This window comes from Thauera sp. DNT-1 (assembly GCF_055393985.1).
In genome coordinates, this window is record NZ_AP043752.1 from 139,147 (window position 1) to 160,584 (window position 21,438).

21 protein-coding genes are annotated in these 21,438 nt (G+C 70.9%); 12 read left to right on the forward strand and 9 right to left on the reverse strand.

Features of this window, described 5'->3' with window-relative positions; all coding sequences use genetic code 11:
* Positions 1 to 55: 55 nt before the first annotated feature.
* Positions 56 to 265, reverse strand: a complete 210-nt coding sequence (locus ACZ5PP_RS00665; protein WP_004310662.1) for a hypothetical protein — start codon at positions 263 to 265, stop codon at positions 56 to 58.
* Between the two features lie 205 nt (positions 266 to 470).
* Between ACZ5PP_RS00665 and ACZ5PP_RS00670 the strand changes: the two genes are divergently transcribed.
* From ACZ5PP_RS00670 to ACZ5PP_RS00695, 6 genes are all read left to right on the forward strand, one after another.
* Positions 471 to 2,522 (forward strand): TonB-dependent receptor plug domain-containing protein, encoded by a 2,052-nt coding sequence (locus ACZ5PP_RS00670; protein WP_004310664.1) that lies wholly within the window; start codon positions 471 to 473, stop codon positions 2,520 to 2,522.
* A gap of 1 nt (position 2,523) precedes the next feature.
* Positions 2,524 to 3,570, forward strand: coding sequence for an ABC transporter substrate-binding protein (locus ACZ5PP_RS00675; RefSeq protein ID WP_231570746.1), 1,047 nt, complete (start codon positions 2,524 to 2,526; stop codon positions 3,568 to 3,570).
* Entirely contained in the window at positions 3,567 to 4,358 is a 792-nt protein-coding gene (locus ACZ5PP_RS00680) for an ABC transporter permease (RefSeq protein WP_004310667.1), read from the forward strand. Before ACZ5PP_RS00675 ends, ACZ5PP_RS00680 begins: the two co-directional genes overlap by 4 nt.
* A complete protein-coding gene (locus ACZ5PP_RS00685) occupies positions 4,355 to 5,269 on the forward strand; it encodes an ABC transporter ATP-binding protein (RefSeq protein WP_043745340.1) in 915 nt (304 codons plus the stop codon). The genes ACZ5PP_RS00680 and ACZ5PP_RS00685 overlap by 4 nt, the downstream gene beginning before the upstream one ends.
* Positions 5,270 to 5,376: 107 nt before the next feature.
* A complete protein-coding gene (locus tag ACZ5PP_RS00690; RefSeq protein WP_043745343.1) occupies positions 5,377 to 6,681 on the forward strand; it encodes an NnrS family protein in 1,305 nt (434 codons plus the stop codon).
* Between the two features lie 156 nt (positions 6,682 to 6,837).
* Complete coding sequence (locus tag ACZ5PP_RS00695) at positions 6,838 to 7,281, forward strand: bacteriohemerythrin (protein ID WP_004310670.1); 444 nt, start codon at positions 6,838 to 6,840, stop codon at positions 7,279 to 7,281.
* Positions 7,282 to 7,291: 10 nt separating this feature from the next.
* Here ACZ5PP_RS00695 and ACZ5PP_RS00700 read toward each other — a convergent pair whose 3' ends face one another.
* Positions 7,292 to 8,494, reverse strand: coding sequence for an MFS transporter (locus ACZ5PP_RS00700; protein ID WP_043745346.1), 1,203 nt, complete (start codon positions 8,492 to 8,494; stop codon positions 7,292 to 7,294).
* A 180-nt stretch (positions 8,495 to 8,674) separates the two neighbouring features.
* Here ACZ5PP_RS00700 and ACZ5PP_RS00705 point away from each other — a divergent pair, with 180 nt between their 5' ends.
* Entirely contained in the window at positions 8,675 to 9,151 is a 477-nt protein-coding gene (locus ACZ5PP_RS00705; protein ID WP_012585198.1) for a hypothetical protein, read from the forward strand.
* A gap of 5 nt (positions 9,152 to 9,156) precedes the next feature.
* Here the strand turns inward: ACZ5PP_RS00705 and ACZ5PP_RS00710 are convergent, their stop codons facing one another.
* Entirely contained in the window at positions 9,157 to 9,942 is a 786-nt protein-coding gene (locus ACZ5PP_RS00710; protein WP_052484438.1) for a Mut7-C RNAse domain-containing protein, read from the reverse strand.
* 98 nt (positions 9,943 to 10,040) lie between these two features.
* On the opposite strand from ACZ5PP_RS00710, the gene ACZ5PP_RS00715 reads away from it, so the two are divergent.
* The 4 genes from ACZ5PP_RS00715 to ACZ5PP_RS00730 all read left to right on the forward strand — a co-directional run bounded on the left by ACZ5PP_RS00715 (position 10,041) and on the right by ACZ5PP_RS00730 (position 15,164).
* Complete coding sequence (locus ACZ5PP_RS00715; protein WP_043745349.1) at positions 10,041 to 10,292, forward strand: hypothetical protein; 252 nt, start codon at positions 10,041 to 10,043, stop codon at positions 10,290 to 10,292.
* A gap of 13 nt (positions 10,293 to 10,305) precedes the next feature.
* A complete protein-coding gene (locus ACZ5PP_RS00720; protein WP_043745352.1) occupies positions 10,306 to 10,731 on the forward strand; it encodes a VOC family protein in 426 nt (141 codons plus the stop codon).
* 149 nt (positions 10,732 to 10,880) lie between these two features.
* Entirely contained in the window at positions 10,881 to 12,089 is a 1,209-nt protein-coding gene (locus tag ACZ5PP_RS00725) for an efflux RND transporter periplasmic adaptor subunit (protein WP_464826580.1), read from the forward strand.
* 3 nt (positions 12,090 to 12,092) lie between these two features.
* A complete protein-coding gene (locus ACZ5PP_RS00730; RefSeq protein ID WP_043745356.1) occupies positions 12,093 to 15,164 on the forward strand; it encodes an efflux RND transporter permease subunit in 3,072 nt (1,023 codons plus the stop codon).
* 61 nt (positions 15,165 to 15,225) lie between these two features.
* Here the strand turns inward: ACZ5PP_RS00730 and ACZ5PP_RS00735 are convergent, their stop codons facing one another.
* The 5 genes from ACZ5PP_RS00735 to ACZ5PP_RS00755 form a co-directional block, all read right to left on the reverse strand.
* Positions 15,226 to 15,447 carry a YdcH family protein gene (locus tag ACZ5PP_RS00735; protein WP_004310683.1) on the reverse strand — a complete coding sequence of 74 codons (222 nt, stop codon included), beginning with the start codon at positions 15,445 to 15,447 and terminating at the stop codon, positions 15,226 to 15,228.
* Positions 15,448 to 15,661: 214 nt separating this feature from the next.
* Complete coding sequence (locus ACZ5PP_RS00740) at positions 15,662 to 16,207, reverse strand: DUF1415 domain-containing protein (protein WP_004310685.1); 546 nt, start codon at positions 16,205 to 16,207, stop codon at positions 15,662 to 15,664.
* 14 nt (positions 16,208 to 16,221) lie between these two features.
* Entirely contained in the window at positions 16,222 to 17,205 is a 984-nt protein-coding gene (gene miaA, locus ACZ5PP_RS00745) for a tRNA (adenosine(37)-N6)-dimethylallyltransferase MiaA (RefSeq protein WP_012585201.1), read from the reverse strand.
* Between the two features lie 213 nt (positions 17,206 to 17,418).
* Positions 17,419 to 17,982 carry a FlgO family outer membrane protein gene (locus tag ACZ5PP_RS00750; RefSeq protein WP_464826581.1) on the reverse strand — a complete coding sequence of 188 codons (564 nt, stop codon included), beginning with the start codon at positions 17,980 to 17,982 and terminating at the stop codon, positions 17,419 to 17,421.
* Positions 17,982 to 18,497, reverse strand: coding sequence for a hypothetical protein (locus ACZ5PP_RS00755; protein ID WP_464826582.1), 516 nt, complete (start codon positions 18,495 to 18,497; stop codon positions 17,982 to 17,984). The genes ACZ5PP_RS00750 and ACZ5PP_RS00755 overlap by 1 nt, the downstream gene beginning before the upstream one ends.
* Before the next feature lie 389 nt (positions 18,498 to 18,886).
* Here ACZ5PP_RS00755 and ACZ5PP_RS00760 point away from each other — a divergent pair, with 389 nt between their 5' ends.
* The gene (locus ACZ5PP_RS00760; protein WP_004326584.1) at positions 18,887 to 19,468 is read left to right on the forward strand and encodes a YqaA family protein; all 582 of its coding nucleotides are present in this window, start codon (positions 18,887 to 18,889) and stop codon (positions 19,466 to 19,468) included.
* Between the two features lie 42 nt (positions 19,469 to 19,510).
* On the opposite strand, the gene mutL is transcribed toward ACZ5PP_RS00760, so the two are convergent.
* A complete protein-coding gene (gene mutL / locus ACZ5PP_RS00765) occupies positions 19,511 to 21,397 on the reverse strand; it encodes a DNA mismatch repair endonuclease MutL (protein WP_464826583.1) in 1,887 nt (628 codons plus the stop codon).
* Between the last annotated feature and the right edge of the window lie 41 nt (positions 21,398 to 21,438).

Here is a 21,438-nt window from a genome sequence, read left to right on the forward strand (position 1 = left end):
AACTGGCCGCCGCGATGTACCGCTTCCCGCTGCCTGGGGCCAGCGGCCAGTCGGCTCAATCCTCGCGCTCGTCGCGCAGCAGATCCCAGGCGATGAACATTCCGAGCGCGGCGTTGCCGAGCGCGAACAGCGCCACCACCACGGTCGCCAGCGGAACCAGCGGCCAGCTGCGCAGGAGCCAGGCAAGGATGGCCGAAAGCAGGTTGAGCACGATCATCAGCCAGAAGCGGCGGTCTTGCGGGCGGTAGAGGCGAGAGAGCTTCATCGGCGGGGGCGGGAGAGATCGAGGGGAGGGTTTGCGTACGCATGATAGCGGCGGCTGGCGAAAAGCCGGGTCGCGCGGGCGGAATTTGATAAAACGCAAGTGCGAACAATTCGCATTACGATAATATCGCTCCCTGATCTTCCTGTTCGGGCAAGCCAGCCGTCGCCAGCCAGCCCGGGAACCCGACTTCCTGGAGCTTTCCATCGTGCTTCGTCTGCGCCCGCTCGCGGTGGCCGTCCTCGGCCTGTCCGCCTTCCCCGTTTCCAGCCTCGTCCATGCCGAGACCCTGCTCGGCGCCCAGACCGTCACCGCCAAGGGCTACGCCGCCGACACCCTGGAGACCCCGCAGGCGGTCGAGATCCTGCAGGCGCCGGCGGCCGGCGGCACGGTCGCGGGCGCGCTGCTGCGCGGCAAGCCCGGCCTGGCGGCGCAGTCGGACGGTGCCTGGGGGCAGAACCCGGTGCTGCGCGGGCTCAAGAAGGAAAGCGTGGTGGTGATGGTCGACGGCGTGCGCATGAACTCGGCGCAGCCGCAGGGCGCGATCGCCTCCTTCCTCGACCTCGGCCTGCTCGAGCGCGCCGAGGTGGTCAAGGGGCCGGGCTCGGTGCTGTACGGCAGCGGCGCGATGGGCGGGGTGGTCAACCTGATCACGCCCGATGTCGGCTTCAGCGCCGAAGAGGCGGTGGGCGGGCGCGTCGGCGCGCGCTTCTCCAGCGTGGACAAGGGCGTCGCCGGTGCCGCGCTGCTGACGCGCTCGAGCGCGCACGGCGCGCTGGTGCTGGGCGTGGCCGGGCGTGACGTGGACGACTACCGCAGCCCGGACGGCCGCGAGGATCGCACCGGTTACCAGTCCGACACGCTGCTGGCAAAGTACAAGCACAAGCTGAGCGAGGACCTGACCCTGCGGGTGAACCTGCAGCGGCATGAGGACGAGGATGTGTGGTATCCGGGATCGGCGCGCACCGGCGCCGGAATCCCCAAGCCGCTCGGCACCGCGACCATCCATTCTCCCGAGCAGCGCCGCGAGCTCTACGAGCTTGGCGTGGACGCGAAGCTGGGCGAGGGCACGCTGTCGGCCGAGCTCTACCGTCAGGAAGTGTTCCGCCAGATCCGCGCGTTCTCGTCGGCCAAGCAGCGCGACTATGTGCGTAACGACGTCCGCTTCGTCACCGATGGCGCGAAGGCGAAGTACCTGTTCCCGTTCGGCGCCGACCACCTGCTGACCGTGGGTGCCGACCTCTGGCGCATGCGCGGCGATCCGGAGCGCTACATCGACAACAATCCGCCGGCCTTCGACAACAACCTGCGCAACGATCCTTTCGACAAGGGCGAGATCGAGTCGGCGGGCGTCTTCGTGCAGGATGAGTTCAGTCTCGGCGATACCCGGATCGTCGCTGGGGCGCGTTTCGATCGCGTCACCGGTGACGCTGAACGCAAGGGCATGACGCAGACCACCGGGCTGGAGAACGCCGACAACAACCTGTCGTGGTCGCTCGGTGCGATCCAGCCGCTGAGCGAGCGCCTGAGCGCCTACGCCAACCTCGGCCGCGCCTACCGCGCGGCGGACATGCGAGAGCGCTTCGAGGACTCGGCGCGCGGCGACGGCTACTTCCATGTCGGCAACCCGCAGCTCGACCCGGAGGTGTCGACCAGTCTCGAACTCGGCCTGAAGCGGGGCGGCGCCGGCCTGCGGTACCAGCTTGCCGCCTTCTATACGCGCATCGACGACTACATCGCCGGCCGTGTCACCGGGGCCGTGCATCCGCAGAACGGCCTGCCCTTCAAGCTCACCGAGAACCTCGACAAGGTCACGATCTACGGCATCGAGGGCAGCGCCAGCATGCCGGTCGGCGCCTTCGTCGCCGACGCGGGCTTCACCTGGCTGCGCGGCGAGAACCATCAGGACGACGAGCCGCTGTTCCAGATGCCTGCGCCCGAGCTGACCCTGGGGCTTGGCCAGGCGGCCGAACGTGGCTTCTGGTGGCGCGCGCAATTGCGCGCGGTCGCCGAGCAGGACCGCATCGCGACCCGGTTCTCCAACGGCACCGAAAACCCCACCGCCGGCTTCGTCACCGCCGACGCCGAGTTCGGCTGGCGCTTCGGCAAGCTCGGCGCCTTCGAATCCGCCGGGCTGGCCGTGCAGCTGAGCAACCTCGCCGACAAGCGCTATCACGAGCACCAGACCGAGGGCGTGTCCGGCAACGAACTCGCCGCGCCCGGCCGTGGCGTGGCGCTCAGCCTGAACGGGAGCTTCTGACATGGGCCAGGATCGTCGCCGCCCGACGGCGCCCCCGGCGTGGATGCGCGCGGTCATGCACGTCTGCGTGGTGTGCGCCTTCCTGCTCGTGACCGGCATCGTCCATGCGCAGGGGCAGAAGCTTGCCAAACTGACCCTGGCCGGTCCGTCGGCCGCGGTGTCGAACGCGCTCATCCACATGGTCGACTCGGGTGCGCTCGCCGACCTCGCCGAGGTGGTCGAGTTCGTGCCGTGGCGCGACCCCGACCAGTTGCGCGTGATGGCGCTCGACGGGCGCGCCGACGTGCTGGCGATGCCGACCAACGTCGCCGCCAACCTCTACAACCGCGGCGCGAAACTGCAGCTGATCAACGTGTCGACCTGGGGTGTGCTGTGGCTCGTGTCGCGCGATCCGGCGCTGAAGTCGCTGGCCGACCTGCGGGGCAAGGAGCTGGCGATGCCGTTTCGCGGCGACATGCCCGACATCGTGCTGCAACTCCTTGCCGAAGGGCAGGGCATGGACGTGAGGAAGGACCTGAACCTGCGCTACGTCGCCAGCCCGGTGGACGCGATGCAGCTGCTGGTGATGCGCCGCGTCGACCACGCGCTGCTCGCCGAGCCGGCGGCCTCGATGGCGCTGCGCAAGACCGGGTCCTTCCCGCTCAGCGTGATCGCGCCCGAGCTGCACCGCAGCGTGGACCTGCAGAAGGAGTGGGGCCGGGTGTTCGCGCGTGCGGCACGCATCCCGCAGGCGGGCATCGCGGTCATGGGCGCGCTGCGCGAGCGCCCCGAGCTGGTGGCGCGCATCGAGGCCGAGTACGCGCGCGCGCTCGCGTGGTGCAAGGTCAACGCCGCGGCCTGCGGCAAGGCGGTGGCGGCGCGCATCGACGTGCTCAGCGCCGAGGCGGTGACCGATTCGATCGCGGTGAGCCAGCTCGAGGTGGTGCCGAGCCGCGATGCGCGTGCCGAGCTCGAGCACCTGTTCGCCAAGCTGGTGGCGAAGAATCCCGCACTGGTCGGCGGCAAGCTGCCGGACGATGGCTTCTACGGCGGAGCGAAGGCGCCATGAACCTGCTGCGCGCCTGGCTGGCCGGCTTGCCGGCCTACCTGTGGAGTGGCTGGGGCGCGATCGCCAGCCTCTGTCTGCTGCTCGCCGCCTGGGAGGCGGTGAGTCTCGCCTACGGCCCGCTCGTCATGCCCGACCCGCGCGCGGCCTTCGCCACGCTGTGGGGCCTGATCGACAGTGGCGCGGCGTGGCCGGAACTGGCCGCCACCGCACGCCGCGCGCTTACCGGCTACGCGCTGTCGGTGGTCGCCGGCAGCGTGCTCGGCCTGGTCGCCGGGCTGTCGATGACCGCCTCGATGATGGCGCGTCCGCTCGTCACCGTGCTCATGGGCACGCCGCCGATCGCCTGGCTGGTGCTGGCGATGCTGTGGTTCGGCGCGAGTGATGGAACACCCGTGTTCACCGTGTTCGTGGCGTCCTTCCCGGTGATCTTCATCGGCGCACTGCAGGGCACGCGCACGCTCGACAACCAGCTCCACGGCATGGCCGCGGCCTTCCGCCTGCCACGCCGCATGATGCTCACCGACGTGTACCTGCCGCACGTGGTGTCCTACCTGTTCCCGTCCTGGATCGCCGCGCTCGGCACGGCCTGGAAGGTGGTGGTGATGGCCGAGCTGCTCGCCACCCAGGACGGTGTGGGCGCGGCGCTCGCGGTGTCGCGCTCGCACCTGGACACCGCCGCGACCATGGCCTGGATCGCCGCGGTGGTCGGCCTGCTGCTGGCGGTGGAGTACCTGGTGCTGGAGCCGATCAAGCGTGAGGTCGAGCGCTGGCGGGAGCAGGGTGCATGAACGCGATTTCGACTGCCGAGCTGCGCGTGCACGGGCTCTCCCATGCCTTCGCGCGCGACGAGGTGCTCTCTGGCATCGACTTCCGCGTGCGTGCGGGCGAGGTCGTGGCCCTGGTCGGACCCTCGGGCTGCGGCAAGACCACGCTGCTGCACCTGGCGGCTGGCCTGCTGACGGTGCAGCAAGGCCGGGTGGACAGCGGCTTCGCTTCCACCGCCTTCATGTTCCAGCAGCCGCGCCTGCTGCCCTGGAAGAGCGCGCTCGACAACGTCGCGCTCGGCCTCAAGGCGGCCGGCGTCAAGCGCGCCGAGCGCCACTTCCGCGCGCGCGCGCTGGCCTTGCGCCTCGGACTCGCCCACCGCGACCTCGACAAGTTCCCCCACCAGCTCTCGGGCGGCATGCAGAGCCGGGTGGCGCTGGCGCGCGCGCTGGTGCTCGCGCCCGAGCTGCTGCTGCTCGACGAGCCGTTCTCGGCACTGGACGTCGGCCTCAAGGAAGAGCTTTATCGCCTGCTGCTCGACCACCAGGCCGAGCGCGGCATGGGCGTGCTGATGATCACCCACGACCTCATGGAGGCGGTGCGGCTGTCGGATGCGATCCTGGTGATGGCGCCCGCGCCCGGGCGCATCGTGTGCCGCTTCGAGCTCGACCGCCCGGCGGCCCGGCGCGATGACGCCTGGGTGTACCGGCACACCGCAGAGCTGCTGCAGGTGCCGGACGTACGCGCGAGCTTCGGCTTGCCACCGGCGGTGGCGGTGGCGAGGGATCGAGCGGGATCTGCGCCGCGGCCAGAGTTCGTGCGGCAAGGCGGGCTGGCCGCCGCCGCACGCGCTGAGCCGCTGTCCGGGCTGCGCCTGGCGAGCCCGACTTCCAGACCGATCCCGGTGCAGGGCGGCAAGCGTTGCGGGGCATGAGCATGGGTGACAGGACGATGAATGCTGGACGCGGGGCCGTGACCGGGAAGGGGGCGGGCAATGCGCAATCGGGCTGGAGCGTGCGGCTTGCGGCACGGCCACTGTTCATGTGCGGCTTCCGGCCCTTCTTCCTCCTCACCGCGCTCCATGCGGTGCTGGTGCTGCTCGCCTGGGGCGGCTTCCTCGGCTTCGGCCTGGCGCTGCCGGCGGTCGCGGGCGGCCCCTTCGTGTGGCACGCGCACGAGCTGATGTTCGGCTTCGGGCTCGCCGCGGTGGCGGGCTTCGTGCTCACCGCGGTACCGGAGTTCACCGCCACGCCGGCGTTCGCGCCGCGGGTTGTGCTGCGTCTGGTACTGCTGTGGCTGGCGGCGCGCGCGGCTTTCTGGCTGTCGGGCGGGCTCGCCGCCGTCGCGGAGAGCTGGCTCGGCGGGGAGGAGGGGCAGGCCGTTGCGCGATGGATCGGGCACCTGCCCGCGGCCCTGCTCGAGATCGGCTTCGCCTGCGCATTGCTGGCCGCGGTGGCGCCGCGGCTGTGGCGCGACCCCGAGCGTCGCCACCTCGGCTTTCAGTGGGGCCTGGCGGCGATGGCGATGGCGGTGGCGGGCTTCCACCTCGCTGTGCTGCGCGGCGAGTACCCGATGCGCTGGGTGCTGGTGGGGCTGGGCGTGATGATGACGCTGGTGGTGGTGGCGATGAGCCGGATCTCGATGCGCGTCATGAACGACGCGCTCGACGCCGCGCGCGCGCGCCGCCTGCCCGCGCATACGTTGCGCCGGGACGAGGAGGCCGAGCTGGAACTGCCTTCCTACCGCGCGCGGCCGCCGCGGCGCAACCTGGCGATCGCGGCGATCGCGGTCCATACGGTGGCCGAATACCTCCTGCCGGGCTCGCCGATCACCGGTTGGCTGGGGCTGGGCGCGGCGGCGGCGGTGTTCAACCTGCTCAACGACTGGCACGTCGGGCGCGCCTTGTTCACGCGCTGGGCCTTCCTGCTCTATGCGGTGTACTGGCTGCTGGCGCTCGGCTACCTGCTGCTCGGCCTCGCCCGTCTGGGGGCGCCGGCGGGACCGAGCGCCGGGACTCACCTGCTGGCGATCGGCGCGATGGGCCTGTCCATCCTGGCGGTGCTCTGCATCGCCGGGCGCACGCACGCCGGCTACCCGCTCGACGAGCGTCCGTGGGTGGGGGCGGCGGCAGTCTCGATCGTGCTCGCGGCCTTGCTGCGCGCGGCCGCCGGCCTGCCCGACATGCCCGCATCCGCCTTGCAGTTGCTTGCCACGCTGGCCTGGATCACAGCCTTCGCGCTGGCCGCGTGGCGGTTGGGCGTGTTGTTCGTGGCCGCGCGGGTGGATGGCGGTGCCGGGTGCGAGGAATACCACGCTCCCCGGGCAGCCGAGGCCGTCCCGCCCTGATGCGGGCACAGGCCTGCGGTGATGGCGCCACGCTCGGGTCGGACCGACGCAGGCCAGCGTGACCGGGTTCGTGGCAGTGCTGGCACCGAACGCGCTAAGCTGGCGGCCGTGGATGGCTCCGCAGCGGAATCGCCGTCCGAGCCCGGAGACCCGACGATGGCGCTGCTCAACTGGAAAGCCGACTATTGCACCGGTAACGCGAAGATCGACGAGGATCACCGCGCCTTGTTCGAGCGCGTCAACGATTTTCACTTTGCGTGGCAACAGAACCGCGACCGCAAGGACATCGCGCGCGTGCTCAACCGCCTGGTCGAGTACGCCGAGGAACACTTCGCGCGCGAGGAAGAGATCATGCGCGCCAGCGGCTACCCGGGACTGGCGCGCCACCAGGCGATCCACGAGGCACTGTTCGAGCAGATCTTCGTGCTGCAGGGCCACTTCGAGGACGGGCGCATCCGCATCGATCGCGACACGGTCGACTTCCTGCGCGGCTGGCTGGTGGATCACATCGTCGGCGAGGACATGAAGTTTGCGGCCTATGTCGAGAGCGGCGACGAACCTGCGCCGGCCCGGCAGGCGAGCGACATCGACGTCGTCTGAACCCGGGCCCTCAGGCCGTCGCGGCGCCGGCCTGCAGCCGGCCGCGGCGCACCAGCAGCAGCACCGCGAGGGCGAGCACGACCTCGATCAGCCCGATCGCCACGAAGACCGGCGGGTAGGGGCGTTCCAGCACCAGGCCGAAGAAGGCGAGCAGCGCGCTGCTGAGCAGCGGGCCGGCGGCAAAGCCGAGCGAGCCCGCCATGTTGAAGGCGGCCAGCGCGCTGGCGCGGCAGTCGCTGCCGCCATATTGCGCGGCCAGCACCAGCGAGGGCGCATACATCAGCGCCGCGATCACGCCGCCCGCGGCCATCGTCGCCACCACCCGATCGCCCGGGACGAAGCCGAGCACGGCGAGGAAGACGCCGTAGAGCACGCTGCCGATCACCATCATCCACAACGGATCCCAATGCCGCGACAGGTGGCCGGCGGGCCAGGTGAGCACCGAGAAGGGGATCAGGAAGGCCGCCATCGCGATGCCGATCTGGCGCGCATCGAAACCGATCACCAGGCCGAGGTAGAGCGACAGCGTCGACACGATGAAGCCTACGGTGAGGCGGTCGGCGAAGGAGAACGCGAGCGGGATCAGCAACTGGCGACGGTTGCGCAGGGTGTCGACGATCTCGGATGCCGCCATGCGCGGCCGCGTGCCGCCGCCCTCGGCGAGGCGGACGAAGCCGAGCGCGGCCATCGCCAGCGAGAGCAGGCCGCCGCCGAGGGGCACCCAGAAGGGGTCGATGTCGCCGATGATGCCCCCGAGCGGCGCGCCGGTGGCCACCCCCAGGCTGATCGAGGCGCCCACCGCGCCCATGCGCGCGCCCAGCCCGGCCTTGCCGGCGTGGTCGGCGGCGAGCGCCATCAGCAGCGACAGCGCCGACATGTGGGCGAAGCCCTCGACGAGGCGCAGCGCGAGGAGCAGCGCGTAGCTCTCCGTGCTGCGCCAGGCCCAGGCGATGCCCAGCAGCGCGATGCCGTTCACGGCGAGCGCGCCTACCGCGAGCAGGCGGCGCTTGCCGAGGCGGTCGGAGAGCAGGCCGGCGATCGGCGCGCCGAGCAGCGCGCCGATCATGTTGATCGACATGAAGAAGTGGCTGGCGAACTGGCCCAGACCGGGAAAGCGCTGCGCGGTGAACTCGGGCAGCACCGGCACCATGCCGGTGACCGGCAGCATCAGGGCGTAGAGCAGCAGCAGCGGCAGGAGATGAGGTCCGGTCATGGTGTCGGCGCGGTGTCGGCGCGCTGGGTTCGGAGGCGGGTGCGCCGCATGATACTTCGACCTCCGCGACCGTCGTCTGTTGCCGATCAAGGCCCGGCTACAATCCTGGCGACCCGCCGCCGCCGCCGCGGCCGGGTTCGTGTCGGCACCCCGTGTGCGTCTCACTTCGGAGGTTCGCGCATGCGCGCCGTGTATCTGTCGGGACTGCTGGTGGTTGTGCTCGCCGTCGTCACCTTCTGGATGACCGCGGGGCTTCAGCCGGGCGTGACCGTGCTGCAGTTCGCGTGGACGCCGCGCGGCTTCGGCGAGATCGTCCATGTGTGGTCGCCCGAGGATCTTGCCCGCTACCGCCTCCACCTTCCGGTCGACAGCCTGCTGCTGCTGGCCTACGGCAGCTTCGGCTGGCTGCTCGCGACCCGCACGGCGCTGTTCGCGTCGCTGCCCGGGCGGGCACGCGTTGCGGCACGCTTCGTCCTGCCGCTCGCGGCCGTGTTCGACGCGGTGGAGAATGCGCTCCACGCCTGGTTGACCGAGATGCCGCGCTTCGGCATGCATGGGCTGTACCTGCTGTCGACCACCTGCTCGGCGCTCAAGTGGGCGCTGCTGTTCGGCTTCGCCGCGCTGGTGTTGTGGGCGCTGGCGCGCGAAGCAGACTGAGGCGCTCAGTCCGCGGCTTCGTCCTGCGGCGCCGCGCGCGCCTGCGCGAGCAGGGCGTCGATGCGCGCGCGCAGGCGCTGCCAGTGCGAGCCTTCCCAATACACCCGGCCGCAGCCGGCGCAGGCGGAAAAGTGTGTGTGACGCGCGCGCACCGCGGGCGGCAGGCGCTGCACCACCGCCGCTGGCGAGACTTCCTGTAGTGCCGCGTTGCATTCGAGGCAGCGCGAGAACGGGCGGGCGTGTCCGGCGAGTCCGAGGCGGCGGAGGATCTCGACCGCCTGGCGCGCCGGCTCGAGCGCATGCACGAAGCAGCCCTCGGCGACGTCCCGGCGCTTGAGCAGTTCGCGGTCGCGGGTCAGCACGACGCGCCGCTCGCGCACGGCGGTGGCGACGAGCGTGGCGTCCTCGATGTGATTGTCGTAGAGCGTGTCGAAGCCGGCCAGGCGCAGCAGTCGCGCCAGGCCGCCGAGATGGGCGTCGGCGATGAGGCGCGGCGGCGGGGACGGGCAGGGCTTCCCGCAGCGCGCGGCATGGGGATGGACCGACACCCGCTCGCCCGGGCACAAGCGGCGCTCGAGGGACGCCGGGCGACCGTCGACCAGCACCCTTCCGACCTCGGTGTGCGGGACGCCGAGCGCTTCGATCACGTGCTTGAGGCTGGAGTCGGCCGCGCAGCGGACCTCGAAGCTGCGGTCGCGCCGTGCCGGGGCGAGGAAGGCCGCCAACTCGCCATGGAAGCGGAAGGAGACGAGCCGTGCGGGGGAGAGGGGCACGGGGGTGGCGTCGGACATGGGCAGGGCATTCCCTCGATCGAGCACCGCCACAGCATAGCGCGCGCCGCAGGCGCTTGCTGCTACGCTGTCGGCTGGTTCGTCCGAGGAGATCGAAGATGAAGATCCGCGCCCTGTTCGTCACGCTTTCCGGGCTCTCTGCCGCCGCTGTGGCCGTGCTCCTCCTCGCCGCGGTCCCGGCACCCGCCGGCGCGATCGCCCAGCCGGTGGGCCCGGCGATGCCGGAGGAATGCGTCTGTTCGCGCGGCCTGCGCCTCGCGGAGGCGCCGCCCTCGGTCCTGCACAACTGCCAGTGCGGTCCGCTGCAGTGCGTGGTGCACGCGCAGTCCGGCCAGCTGCAGTGCCGCTGAGCCGCGTGTGCGCATGAAGCCGCGCCTCAGCGTGATCACGCTCGCGGTGGACGATCTCGAGCGCGCCGTCGCCTTCTATCGCGACGGCTTGGGCTGGCCGACGCAGGGCATCGTGGGGAGTGCGGCGCAGCATTCGGCGGTCGCCTTCTTCACGCTGCAGCCCGGGATCCGGCTGGCGCTCTTCCCGCGCACGAGTCTCGCGGTCGAGGCCGGCGTCGCGGAACCGCCGTCGGGCACGAGCGGCTGCCTGCTGAGCCACAACGTCGCCCGGCGCGAGCAGGTCGCCGAGGTGATGGCCGAGGCCGCGGTGGCGGGTGCGCGCATTCTGCGTCCGCCACGCGACACCGCCTGGGGTGGCCATGCGGGCTATTTCGCGGATCTCGACGGGCATCCGTGGGAGGTGGCGTGGAACCCGAAATGGCCGCTGGCGGACGACTGAGTCCCGCGCAGGCCGGCTGAGCGGATGCAGCCCGGCGCAACGCGACCGTCCCGCGGCGCGGAACCGGACAGCGCGCGCCTTTGTCCCTAAACTGGCGGTTCGCGCCGAGCCACGCTCTCCACCCCTCACGCCCGACTCCTCGTTTCCCGATGCCTTCCAGCCGCCGCTTCGTCCTCTCGCTCAGCCTCGTCGGTCTCGCCGCGCTGGGCGCCTATGCCTGGTATGCAAACCGTCCGCCGGCCTTGCCGCCGGGGGGCGCGCGGGCGCAGGCGCAGGCGGCAGGCGTGCAAGCGGTGCCGCCTGCGGCGGGGACTGCGGGTGCGAAGGGGACTGCGGGTGCGAAGGGGGCCGCGGGTGCGAAGGGGGCCGCGGGTGCTGCAGGTGGCTCGCAGGGCGGGCCGGTGGTGGTGGAGACGCACACCGTGGGCGTGCGTGCGCTCGCCGACGACGTCGGCGCGGTCGGCTCGCTGGTGTCGAACGAGTCGGTGGTGCTGCGTCCCGAGGTGTCGGGGCGGATCGAGGCGATCCGCTTTCGCGATGGCGAGGCGGTGCGGCGCGGCGAGGTGCTGATCGAGTTCGACGCCGCGGTGCAGCGCGCCGAGCTGCAGCAGGCGCGCGCCAGCCTGACCTTGGCCGAATCGAACTTCCGCCGCAGCCAGGACCTCTTCTCGCGCAGCTTCGTGAGCCGCAGCAGCCTGGACAACGCGCGCTCGCAGCTCGAGGTGGCGCGCGCCGGGGTGGCGCTCGCGCAGGCCAGGCTCGCGCGCATGCAGATCCGCGCGCCGTTTGCCGGCGTCGTGGGCATCCGCAGCGTGAGCCCCGGCGACTTCGTCAAGGACGGCGAGGCCATGATCAACCTCGAGGACATCGCCACGCTGAAGGTGGATTTCCGCCTGCCCGAGCTCTACCTCGACCGCGTGCGCCCCGGGCAGACGGTGGAGATCGCGAGCGACGTGCTGGCGGGCGAGCGTTTCGCCGCCACGGTCGAGGCGATCGATCCGCTGGTCGATGCGCAGGGGCGCGCGCTCAGGCTGCGCGCGAGCCTGCCCAACCCCGAGCTGCGCCTGCGCCCGGGCGTGTTCGTACGCGTGCGCCTGATCCTCGCCGAGCGCGCCGACGTCGTGATGGTGCCCGAGGCCGCGCTGGTGCCGGCGCCGGGCAACACCCAGTTCGTATACCGGGTCGCCGAGGGCAAGGCGCAGCGCGTCGAGGTGCGCACCGGCACGCGGCGCGACGCGATGGTGGAGGTGGTCGAGGGCGTGCAGGCGGGCGAGGTGGTGGTGACCGCCGGCCAGCTCAAGCTGCGCGACGGCGCGGCGGTGAAGCTGGCCACGGGCGGCGTGGCGCGGGCGGACTGAGCGATGGTCCTCTCCGAGCTCTGCATCCGCCGCCCGGTGTTCGCCACCGTGCTGTCGCTGCTCGTGCTGCTGGTGGGCCTGATGTCGTACTCGCGGCTCACCGTGCGCGAGTACCCCAACATCGACGAGCCGGTCGTGACGGTGGATACGCGCTACCGTGGCGCCAGCGCCGAGATCGTCGAGTCGCAGGTCACCAAGCCGCTGGAGGACTCGCTCGCCGGCATCGAGGGCGTGGACGTGCTGTCCTCGATCAGCCGCCAGGAGCGCAGCCAGATCACGGTGCGCTTCCGCGTCGAGCGCAGCGCCGATTCGGCTGCGGCTGACGTGCGCGACCGCGTGTCGCGCGTGCGCCAGCGCCTGCCCGACGACATCGACGAGCCGGTGATCGCCAAGGTCGAGGCCGACGCCAGCCCGATCATCTGGGTGGCTTTTTCCTCCGACCGCCACGCGCCGATGGAGATCAGCGACTTCGCCAACCGCGTCATCAAGCCGCGTCTGCAGACCTTGCCCGGTGCGGCCGATGCGCGCCTGTTCGGCGACCGCCGCTCGGCGATGCGGGTGTGGCTCGATCGCGACCGCCTCGCCGCCTTCGGCCTGACCGTGCAGGAGGTGGAAGACGCGATCCGGCGCCAGAACGTGGAACTGCCCGCCGGGCGCATCGAGAGCCGCGAGCGCGAGTTCGCCGTCGTGGCGCAGACCGACCTCGCCCGGCCCGAGCAGTTCGGCGCCATCGTGCTGCGCCAGGGCGACACCGCCGACGCCTACCCGGTGCGCATCCGCGACGTCGGCCGGGTGGAGGTGGCACCCGAGAGCGAGCGCACCTCGGTGCGCTTCATGGGGCGGCCGGCGGTGTCGATCGGCCTCATCAAGCAATCGGTGGCGAACCCGCTCGACCTCAAGCGTGGCCTGGACGAGATGATGCCGCGGCTGCAGGCCGAGCTGCCCGAAGGCATGTCGATGACCATCGCCAACGACACCACGGTGTTCATCGAGCGCTCGATCGACGCGGTGTTCTCCACCATCTGGGAGGCGGTGCTGCTGGTGGCCGCGGTGTGCCTGTTCTTCCTGCGCAACTGGCGGGCGATGCTGGTGCCGCTGGTGACGATCCCGGTGTCGCTGGTGGGCGCGTTCACGCTGATGCTGGTGCTCGGCTTCTCGATCAACACGCTCACGCTGCTCGCGCTGGTGCTGGCGATCGGGCTGGTGGTGGACGATGCGATCGTGGTGCTGGAGAACATCTACCGCCACATCGAGGACGGCATGGAGCCGGTCGCCGCCGCCTTCAAGGGCGCCAGGGAGATCGGCTTCGCGGTGGTGGCGATGACGATCACGCTGGCCGCGGTGTACGCGCCGGTGGCCTTCATGAGCGGGCGCACGGGCAAGCTCTTCACCGAGTTCGCGCTCACGCTCGCCGGCGCGGTGATCGTGTCGGGCTTCGTCGCGCTGACGCTGTCGCCGATGATGTGCTCGAAGCTGCTGCGTCACGAGCCCACGCACGGACGGATCTACAACGGCATCGAGCGTTTCCTGGCCTGGCTCACCGGCGGTTATCGCGCTGTGCTCGAGCTGGCGCTGGGCGCGCGCTGGCTGGTGATGCTGGTGTTCGCGGTGGTGGCGGGGAGCTCGGTCTGGCTGATGGGGCAGTTGAAGAGCGAGCTCGCGCCGCTGGAGGACCGCGGTCGGGTGATCGGCATGTTCACCGGCCCGGAGGGCGCCACGCTCGACTACATGGCGCGTTACGCCGAGGAGATCGAGCGCATCTACGCCGGCCTGCCGGAAGTCGATCGCTATCTGGTGATCGCCGGCAACCCGACGGTGTCGCAGGGCATCTCCTTCGTCGGCTTCGCCGACTGGTCGGAGCGTACGCGTACGGCCGGGGAGATCTCAAGCGGACTGCAGCCCAAGCTGCGCGCCGTGCCGGGCGTGAATGCCTTCCCGATCATGCCGGCTTCGTTCGGGCAGAGTGCGCGCTCGCGGCCGGTGAGCTTCGTGGTGGCGACCTCGGAGAGCTACGACGCGCTCGCGCGCGTGACCGACACCTTCCTCGACGCGATGCGCGACAACCCCGGCTTCCTGTCGCCGGACACCGACCTCAAGCTGACGATGCCCGAGCTTGCGGTGGAGGTGGATCGCGACCGCGCGGCCGACCTCGGGGTCGACGTCGATGTGATCGCGCGCACGCTCGAGAGCATGCTCGGCGGTCGCCAGGTCACGCGCTACAAGCAGGACGCCGAGCAGTACGACGTGATCGTGCAGGTCGGCGCCGGCGAGCGCCGCGACCCGCGCGACATCCGCGACATCTACGTGCGTGCGCGCACCGGCGAGATGGTGCCCCTGACCAGCGTGGTGCAGGTGAGCGAGCGCGTGGCGCCGCGCGAACTCAACCACTTCGGCCAGCGCCGCTCGGTGACCATCTCGGCCAATCTGGCGCCCGATTACGCCCTGGGCGAGGCGCTGCAGTGGATGGACGACACCGCGGCGCGCATCCTGCCGCCGGGCTCCAGCACCGACTACGACGGCCAGTCGCGCGAGTTCAAGACCAGCGCGGAGAGCCTCGCGCTGGTCTTCCTGCTCGCGCTCGCCTTCATCTACCTGGTGCTGGCAGCGCAGTTCGAGAGCTTCCGCGACCCCTTCATCATCATGCTGACGGTGCCGCTGTCGATGACCGGCGCGCTCGGCGCGCTATGGCTGACCGGCGGCACGCTCAACGTCTACAGCCAGATCGGCCTGGTGACGCTGGTCGGGCTGATCACCAAGCACGGCATCCTGATCGTGGAGTTCGCCAACCAGCTGCGCGAGCACGGACATGCGCTGCGCGAGGCGGTGGTGGAGGCGGCGGTGCTGCGCCTGCGGCCGATCCTGATGACGACCGGGGCGATGGTGCTGGGCTCGCTACCGCTTGCGCTGGCGACCGGGGCGGGCGCCGAGAGCCGCCAGCAGATCGGCTGGGTGATCGTGGGGGGCTTGCTGATCGGCACCTTCTTCACGCTCTTCGTGGTGCCGACGGTGTATACGCTGCTGGCGCGGCGCGAGCGCGAAGCGCCGGTCGCGGTCGCGCAGGGAGCCGCCTCCTGAAAACGAAGAACCCCGCCGCGCCGGTCGCGCTTGCGGGGTTCGTCACGGTGCCGGGAGGGGATCAGCTTTCGGTTTCGACCCTCTTCAGGTACGCGTAGATCTGGTCCTTGATCGCCAGCTTCTCCTTCTTCATGACCTCGATCTCGAGACTGGTGCCGGGCACGACGTGGGTCTCGATGTTGTGGATCTTCTGGTCGAGCTCGTTGTGCCTCTCGAAGAGCTGGGTGAAGTGGCGGTCGTTGTGCTTGAGACGGGTGATCAGGTCGCGATACTCGGGGAACATAGGAACAACTCCTTGGTTCTGGATTGCAAAGGCTACGAACTGGGGCAAAGGAAAAACTTTCCGCTTGGCACCAGTCTACTCCCGCTTCCGGTGCGCGGCCAGCGTGGCGGGCGGGTGTGGCCCGTGGTCCGCGACCCGCTTCGGGCCGCTTGCGGATGGCATTTGCCGGACTGTTGCGGCGAGCAGGAAAACTGATCGAAAGTTCCTCGGTGCCTCATCCGAACAGGTGGGGGAACAGCTTCGCGCGCTCCTCGCCACTGAGTGCGTTCATGCGCGCGATGTTGCGCTCGGGGATGCGGTCGACCTCGGGGTAATGCTCGATCGCCTTCTCCAGGCTCTCCTCGCGGATGATGTGCAGCAGCGGCCAGGGCGAGCGGTTGGTCAGGTTGCCCGGGTCGTCCGCCTCGGTGTCGGCGAACTGGTACTGCGGGTGGAAGCTCGCCACCTGCAGCTCGCCCTCCCAGCCGAACTGCTCGACCCACAGGTCCACCGCGTCGAGGAAGTCGTTGTAGTCGGCGAAGTCCTCGAGCATGTCGGGGATCGCCAGCAGGGTGGTCTCGAGCTCCGCCACCGGGGTGTCGGACAGGCGCTCGAGCTCGGCCTGCAGGTCTTCGAGCAGGGCGTCGGCGGTGGTGGCGTGGCTGACCGCGATGCGCACGCGCTTCTCGCGCCGCGGGCGGGCGGCGAAGGGGCAGAGGTCGAGGCCGATGACGACCTCGTCGAGCCACTGCTCGACGTCGGCGATGATCTGTTCATCCATTGGAGCGGTTCCGTTCAGGCGGGATGCAGGGGAAGGTCGTGCAGCAGCCGCAAGGCGGTGTGCAGCACGGCCTCGGGGAGGTCGGGGCGCAGGCAGTCGAGCTCGACGAAGCCCGGCCAGGTCTCGCGGAACTGGCGCTGCCAGGTGAGCTGGCGCTTGGCGAGCTGGCGGGTGGCGGCGACGCCCTTGAAGCGCAGCTCGTCGTAGCCGGTGCCGCCGTCGAGGTATTCCCACACCTGGCGGTAGCCGACGCAGCGCATCGAGGGCATGGACGGGTCGAGCCGATAGCGCGCGCGCAGCTGGCGAACCTCGTCGACCAGGCCGGCGTGGAGCATGGCGTCGAAGCGCTCCTCGATGCGCGCGTGCAGCGCGCCGCGATCCGAGGGCGCGAGCGCGATCGGCAGCAGCCGGCAAGGCAGCGGGTCGTCTTCCTTCTTCGCGTAGCTGTCCGCGAGCGGGCGGCCGGTAAGGCGGACGATCTCGAGCGCGCGCTGGATGCGCTGCGCGTCGCCCGGCTCCAGGCGTGCCGCGGCCTCGGGGTCGAGGCGGGCGAGCTCGGCGTGCAGCGCCGGCCAGCCGCGCCCGGCGGCCTCGTCGTCGAGCGCGCGGCGCAGCTCGGGGTCGGCCGCGGGCAGGTCGGAGAGCCCGTCGCGCAGCGCCTTGAAGTACAGCATGGTGCCGCCGGCCAGGAGCGGAATATTGCCGCGTGCGACGATCTCGCCCATCAGGCGGATCGCGTCGGCGCGGAAGCGTGCGGCCGAATAGCTCTCCTCGGGCGTCACCACGTCGATCAGGTGGTGCGGGCACACCGCGCGTTCCTCCGCGTTCGGCTTGGCGGTGCCGATGTCCATGTCGCGATACACCAGCGCCGAATCCACGCTGATCACCTCCACCGGCAGGGCTTGCGCGAGCGCAAGCGCGCTCGCGGTCTTGCCGCTGGCGGTGGGGCCGAGCAGCAGCAGGGCGGGCGGCAGGGGGGCGGGGATGGGCGGAGGCAGTTTGGGCGAGGCCGAAGTGTGCGCTCGGGCGCGGGATTCGCGACGGCGCGGGGCGCGCGGATTATCTCCCAGGCCGTCGTGATCCGCCAGCGCGCGACCCGCAACCCCTCAGGTTTGCCGAGAACGGCGGCGCATTTCCAGGCTGATGGGGCCGGTGCCGAAAAGCTTGCGGTCGGCGGGGGCGCGCGTTCGCCCGCCCCCGGGATGCAGCGATCAGCGGTGGCCGCGCAGCATCGAGCGCGTCATCGGGTCGAGCGGCAGGGCGTAGTCGTGCACCGCCAGCACCACGTTGGTCTCGGGCTGGATGACCTTGAGGTTCACGAACACCATCTCGCTGCTCTGCGCGTAGGTGCCCACCACCACCGCCTGCGCGTCGTGCGTGCTGGCAAGGTCGCGGATCTCGCGGGTGAGCATCAGCTCGCCCTGGTCGCGCGCCATATAGACGTTGTTGCGGAACTTCATCTCGATCATCCGGTAGCCGGCGAGCGTTAAGCGCGCCGAGACCTGTTCGGAGATGAGGCGGCCGAGGGTGGAGGATTGCTCGAGCGCGTCGATGTTCACCACGGTGGCGGCGATCAGCGCCTGCGTCGGCGCGAGCTGGCCGCGCAGCTGCGCGAGCAGGCTGTCGGCCGCGGCGTAGTTGGACGGGATCAGCGGGTTGGCGGCGGCGGCGTCGAAGCTGATGTCCTTGCGCGACGCGACCGGTTCGGTGGCGCAGCCGGCGGTGACGAGCACGGCGGCGGCGAGGGCTGCGGCGAGGATTGCGGGCTTGCGCATCATTCGCCTCCGACGATCTGGAAGGACTTGGTGCGCGCCTGCGGGGCGGCGAGGTAGAGCGCCTCGTCGGCCGCGTCCGCGCGGAACACGCCGGTCTCGCGCGCGATGAACCGGCTGTTGTCCGTCACGCTGGTGCTGACGATGATCTCGAGCGAGCCGGTGGCATCGACGCCGGGCTTGACCTGGGTATCCACGCCGACGCGCAGGGCGCCGGCCGGGGTGCGCAGCACCGGGTGGCCGGCCTCGAGCAGGGCGGTGATCAACTGCGTGGAAAAGGCGCGGTCGAAGGCCGAAGCGTCGGCATGCTGATTGACGAACAGCGCGGTCTGCGGGGCCAGGCGGGCGGACAGGCGCTGCGCGACGTCGCGGGCGAGGCTGTTCCAGTGCGAGGCGGAGTGCAGTGCGCGCTGCGAAACAGCTGCCTGGGCGTTCGCCGCGGGGGCGTGATGGACGGGCGTGGCGCAGGCGCCTGCCAGCAGGGCCGCAGCGCTGGCCGCGGCGAGGGTCTTCTTCATGGAGCGCATTCTCCGGGACGGGGCACCGCGTCGGTCGCAGGCGGCGAGGACGGTGCCGGGCAAGTGAAACGGCGTATGTCGCAGCTATGCCGAAAGCTAGCAGAAGCCCCGCTCCGACTCAATTGCGCCGCATCGGCGGATGAGACATAGTTCCGCGCCGTGGCGCTGCACAAAAAACGGGCAGCGGGGGAATACGCCTGTCCGTCAGCGCCTTGCGGAACTTATCCACAGCTTGTCCCGGGAGCTGCCCACGGGTGCTGGGGACAACGCCGGCGGTCGCCATGGTGAGCGATGCGTGGATGAGCGTGCCCGCAAAGGAGAAGTGGCTTGCAGGTATGATTGCGCGCGCTGTGCACGGGGCGTCCGTGCAATCCTGTCGAGGTGCTTTCTTGAAGATCTTTTCGCCGCTGTACGAGCGCACGATGGTGTGGTCGCGTCATCCGCGCGCGCCCTGGTTCCTGGGGGGGCTGAGTTTCGCCGAGTCGTCGTTCTTTCCGATCCCGCCGGACGTCATGCTCGCGCCGATGTGCCTGGCGAATCCGCATCGCGCCTGGTGGTTCGCGCTCCTGACCACCCTGACCTCGGTGGCGGGGGGACTTTTCGGCTACCTCATCGGCTACTACGCCTTCGACCTCATCGAGCCCTGGCTGCGCGGCAGCAACTACTGGGGCGCCTACGAGCAGGCGGTGGCATGGTTCGATGCCTGGGGCTTCTGGGCGATCTTCATCGCCGGCTTTTCGCCGATTCCCTACAAGGTGTTCACGATCGCCGCAGGCGTGGCGTCGATGGCCCTGCTGCCATTCACGCTGGCCTCGTTGATCGGGCGCGGCGCGCGCTTCTTCCTCGTCGCGGGCCTGATGGCCTGGGGGGGCGAGCGCATGGAGGGTGCGCTGCGCAAGTATGTGGACCGCATCGGCTGGGCCACGGTGGCCGCGGTGGTGGTCGGGGTGCTGGTGTATCGCGCGGGATGATGCAGGCGCGCCGACGGGCGCGCATTCGGCTCCGGGGGTGCGCTACTGCCCGCGCATGAAGAAGCGGTCGAGCTCGGCCAGGCTCAGCTGCGTCCACGTGGGGCGGCCGTGGTTGCACTGGTCGGCGCGCTCGGTCGCCTCCATGTCGCGCAGCAGGGCGTTCATCTCGGGCAGGGTGAGCTGGCGATTGGCGCGCACCGCGCCGTGGCAGGCCATGGTGGCGAGCAGCTCGTTGCGGCGCGCGGTGACGACCTCGGTGGCGGGGAATTCGCGCAGCTCCTGCAGCAGCTCGCGCACCAGTTCGGCCACCGGCGCGCTCGCCAGCAGCGCGGGCACGCTGCGCACCACGAGCTCCTGCGGACCGGCGGCGGCGATCTCGAAGCCCATGCCGGCGAGTACCTCGGTGCCTTCCTCGGCCGCCGCCATGTCCTTCGCGCCCACCGAGAACACCGCCGGGATCAGCAGGCGCTGCACGGCCGGGCGGCCGTCGATCACGGTCTTGAGCTTCTCGTAGAGGATGCGTTCGTGGGCGGCGTGCATGTCCACCAGCACGAGGCCGGCGGCATTCTGGGCGAGGATGTAGATGCCGTGCAGCTGGCCGAGCGCGTAGCCGAGCGGCGGCGCCTCGCCCGTGGCGGTCTCCGTCGGCGCCGGGCGCGGGCCCGACTGGATCTCGCCGGGGCGGTCGGGCAGGCTGGCGCCACCGCTATCGCGTGCGCCCGCGGCGAAATCAAAGTAGGCGCGGCTCGCCGACTCCATCGCCAGGCGTCCTTGGCGGGCGTCTGCGGGCGGCCAGGACCGCAATGCGGGGTGGTGGGCGGCCGTCGGGACGGAAAGCGGGGGGAGGGCGCTCGAGAAGCCCCCTTGCGGGACGGTGCCCGATGCCGGGGAGGCCGCGGGGCCGGCACCGACGCCAATGGCTGCGGGCGCGTGCAGCTCCGCAGCGCGTCCCGCTCCGCTCTCGGCCAGGGTGCGGCGCACGGCGTGGAAGACGAACTGATGCACCGCGCGCGACTCGCGGAAGCGCACCTCGATCTTGGCCGGATGCACGTTCACATCCACCCCGGCGGGGTCGAGCTCGAGGAAGAGCACGTAAGCCGGATGGCGCGCGCCGTGCAGGATGTCGGCGTAGGCTTCGCGCACCGCGTGGGCGAGCAGCTTGTCGCGCACGAAGCGGCCATTGACGAAGAAATACTGCGCGTCGCGGCTGGCGCGCGAATAGGCGGGCAGCGACGCGAAGCCGGCCAGGCGCAGTATCCCGGCGTCGGCCTGGACCTCGCGGGCGTGCTGCAGGAAGTCGTCGCCCATCAGCGCCGCCACCCGCGCGGCGGGCGGTGAGGGAGGGAGGCGGTGGATCACGCGGCCGTTGTGGGCGAGCTGCAGGCCGATGTCGGGGCGCGCGAGCGCGACGCGGCGGAACATGTCGTCGCAGTGGGCGAACTCGGTGGATTCGGTCTTGAGGAACTTCCGCCGCGCGGGGGTGTTGTAGTAGAGGTCGGCGACGTCGACCACTGTGCCCTGGTCGAGCGCCGCCGGCTCGGGCTCGCGCCCGGCCTCGATGCGCCAGGCGTGGCTCGCGCCCTCGGCGCGGCTGGTGATGCCGGTGCGCGCCACCGCGGCGATGGCCGCCAGCGCCTCGCCGCGAAACCCCATCGTGCCCACGCGCTCGAGGTCGTCGAGGGTGGCGATCTTGCTGGTGGCGTGGCGCTCGAGCGCGAGCGCGAGCTCGTCGCGCGCGATGCCGCAGCCGTCGTCGGCGACGCGGATGCGCCGCACGCCGCCCTGCTCGAGCTGCACCTCGATCGCGCGCGCGCCAGCATCGACCGCGTTCTCGAGTACTTCCTTGAGCACCGAGGCCGGGCGCTCGACCACCTCGCCGGCGGCGATCTGGTTGACCAGCAGGTCGGAGAGGCGGTGGATGTGGGGCATGGGGGGGGCGGCGACGCAAAAGCGGGATTATACGGGGGTGC

Excerpts from the sequence above, each read along its gene's own strand:
- ACZ5PP_RS00755 (WP_464826582.1), bottom strand. The coding sequence starts at position 18,497 with ATGAAGAAGACCCTCGCCGCGGCCAGCGCTGCGGCCCTGCTGGCAGGC.
- ACZ5PP_RS00665 (WP_004310662.1), bottom strand. The coding sequence starts at position 265 with ATGAAGCTCTCTCGCCTCTACCGCCCGCAAGACCGCCGCTTCTGGCTG.
- ACZ5PP_RS00710 (WP_052484438.1), bottom strand. The coding sequence starts at position 9,942 with ATGTCCGACGCCACCCCCGTGCCCCTCTCCCCCGCACGGCTCGTCTCC.
- ACZ5PP_RS00740 (WP_004310685.1), bottom strand. The coding sequence starts at position 16,207 with ATGGATGAACAGATCATCGCCGACGTCGAGCAGTGGCTCGACGAGGTC.
- ACZ5PP_RS00735 (WP_004310683.1), bottom strand. The coding sequence starts at position 15,447 with ATGTTCCCCGAGTATCGCGACCTGATCACCCGTCTCAAGCACAACGAC.
- ACZ5PP_RS00680 (WP_004310667.1), top strand. The coding sequence starts at position 3,567 with ATGAACCTGCTGCGCGCCTGGCTGGCCGGCTTGCCGGCCTACCTGTGG.
- ACZ5PP_RS00685 (WP_043745340.1), top strand. The coding sequence starts at position 4,355 with ATGAACGCGATTTCGACTGCCGAGCTGCGCGTGCACGGGCTCTCCCAT.
- ACZ5PP_RS00730 (WP_043745356.1), top strand. The coding sequence starts at position 12,093 with ATGGTCCTCTCCGAGCTCTGCATCCGCCGCCCGGTGTTCGCCACCGTG.
- ACZ5PP_RS00705 (WP_012585198.1), top strand. The coding sequence starts at position 8,675 with ATGCGCGCCGTGTATCTGTCGGGACTGCTGGTGGTTGTGCTCGCCGTC.
- ACZ5PP_RS00715 (WP_043745349.1), top strand. The coding sequence starts at position 10,041 with ATGAAGATCCGCGCCCTGTTCGTCACGCTTTCCGGGCTCTCTGCCGCC.
- ACZ5PP_RS00725 (WP_464826580.1), top strand. The coding sequence starts at position 10,881 with ATGCCTTCCAGCCGCCGCTTCGTCCTCTCGCTCAGCCTCGTCGGTCTC.
- ACZ5PP_RS00750 (WP_464826581.1), bottom strand. The coding sequence starts at position 17,982 with ATGCGCAAGCCCGCAATCCTCGCCGCAGCCCTCGCCGCCGCCGTGCTC.
- ACZ5PP_RS00700 (WP_043745346.1), bottom strand. The coding sequence starts at position 8,494 with ATGACCGGACCTCATCTCCTGCCGCTGCTGCTGCTCTACGCCCTGATG.
- ACZ5PP_RS00675 (WP_231570746.1), top strand. The coding sequence starts at position 2,524 with ATGGGCCAGGATCGTCGCCGCCCGACGGCGCCCCCGGCGTGGATGCGC.
- ACZ5PP_RS00695 (WP_004310670.1), top strand. The coding sequence starts at position 6,838 with ATGGCGCTGCTCAACTGGAAAGCCGACTATTGCACCGGTAACGCGAAG.
- mutL (WP_464826583.1), bottom strand. The coding sequence starts at position 21,397 with ATGCCCCACATCCACCGCCTCTCCGACCTGCTGGTCAACCAGATCGCC.
- ACZ5PP_RS00720 (WP_043745352.1), top strand. The coding sequence starts at position 10,306 with ATGAAGCCGCGCCTCAGCGTGATCACGCTCGCGGTGGACGATCTCGAG.
- ACZ5PP_RS00690 (WP_043745343.1), top strand. The coding sequence starts at position 5,377 with ATGTGCGGCTTCCGGCCCTTCTTCCTCCTCACCGCGCTCCATGCGGTG.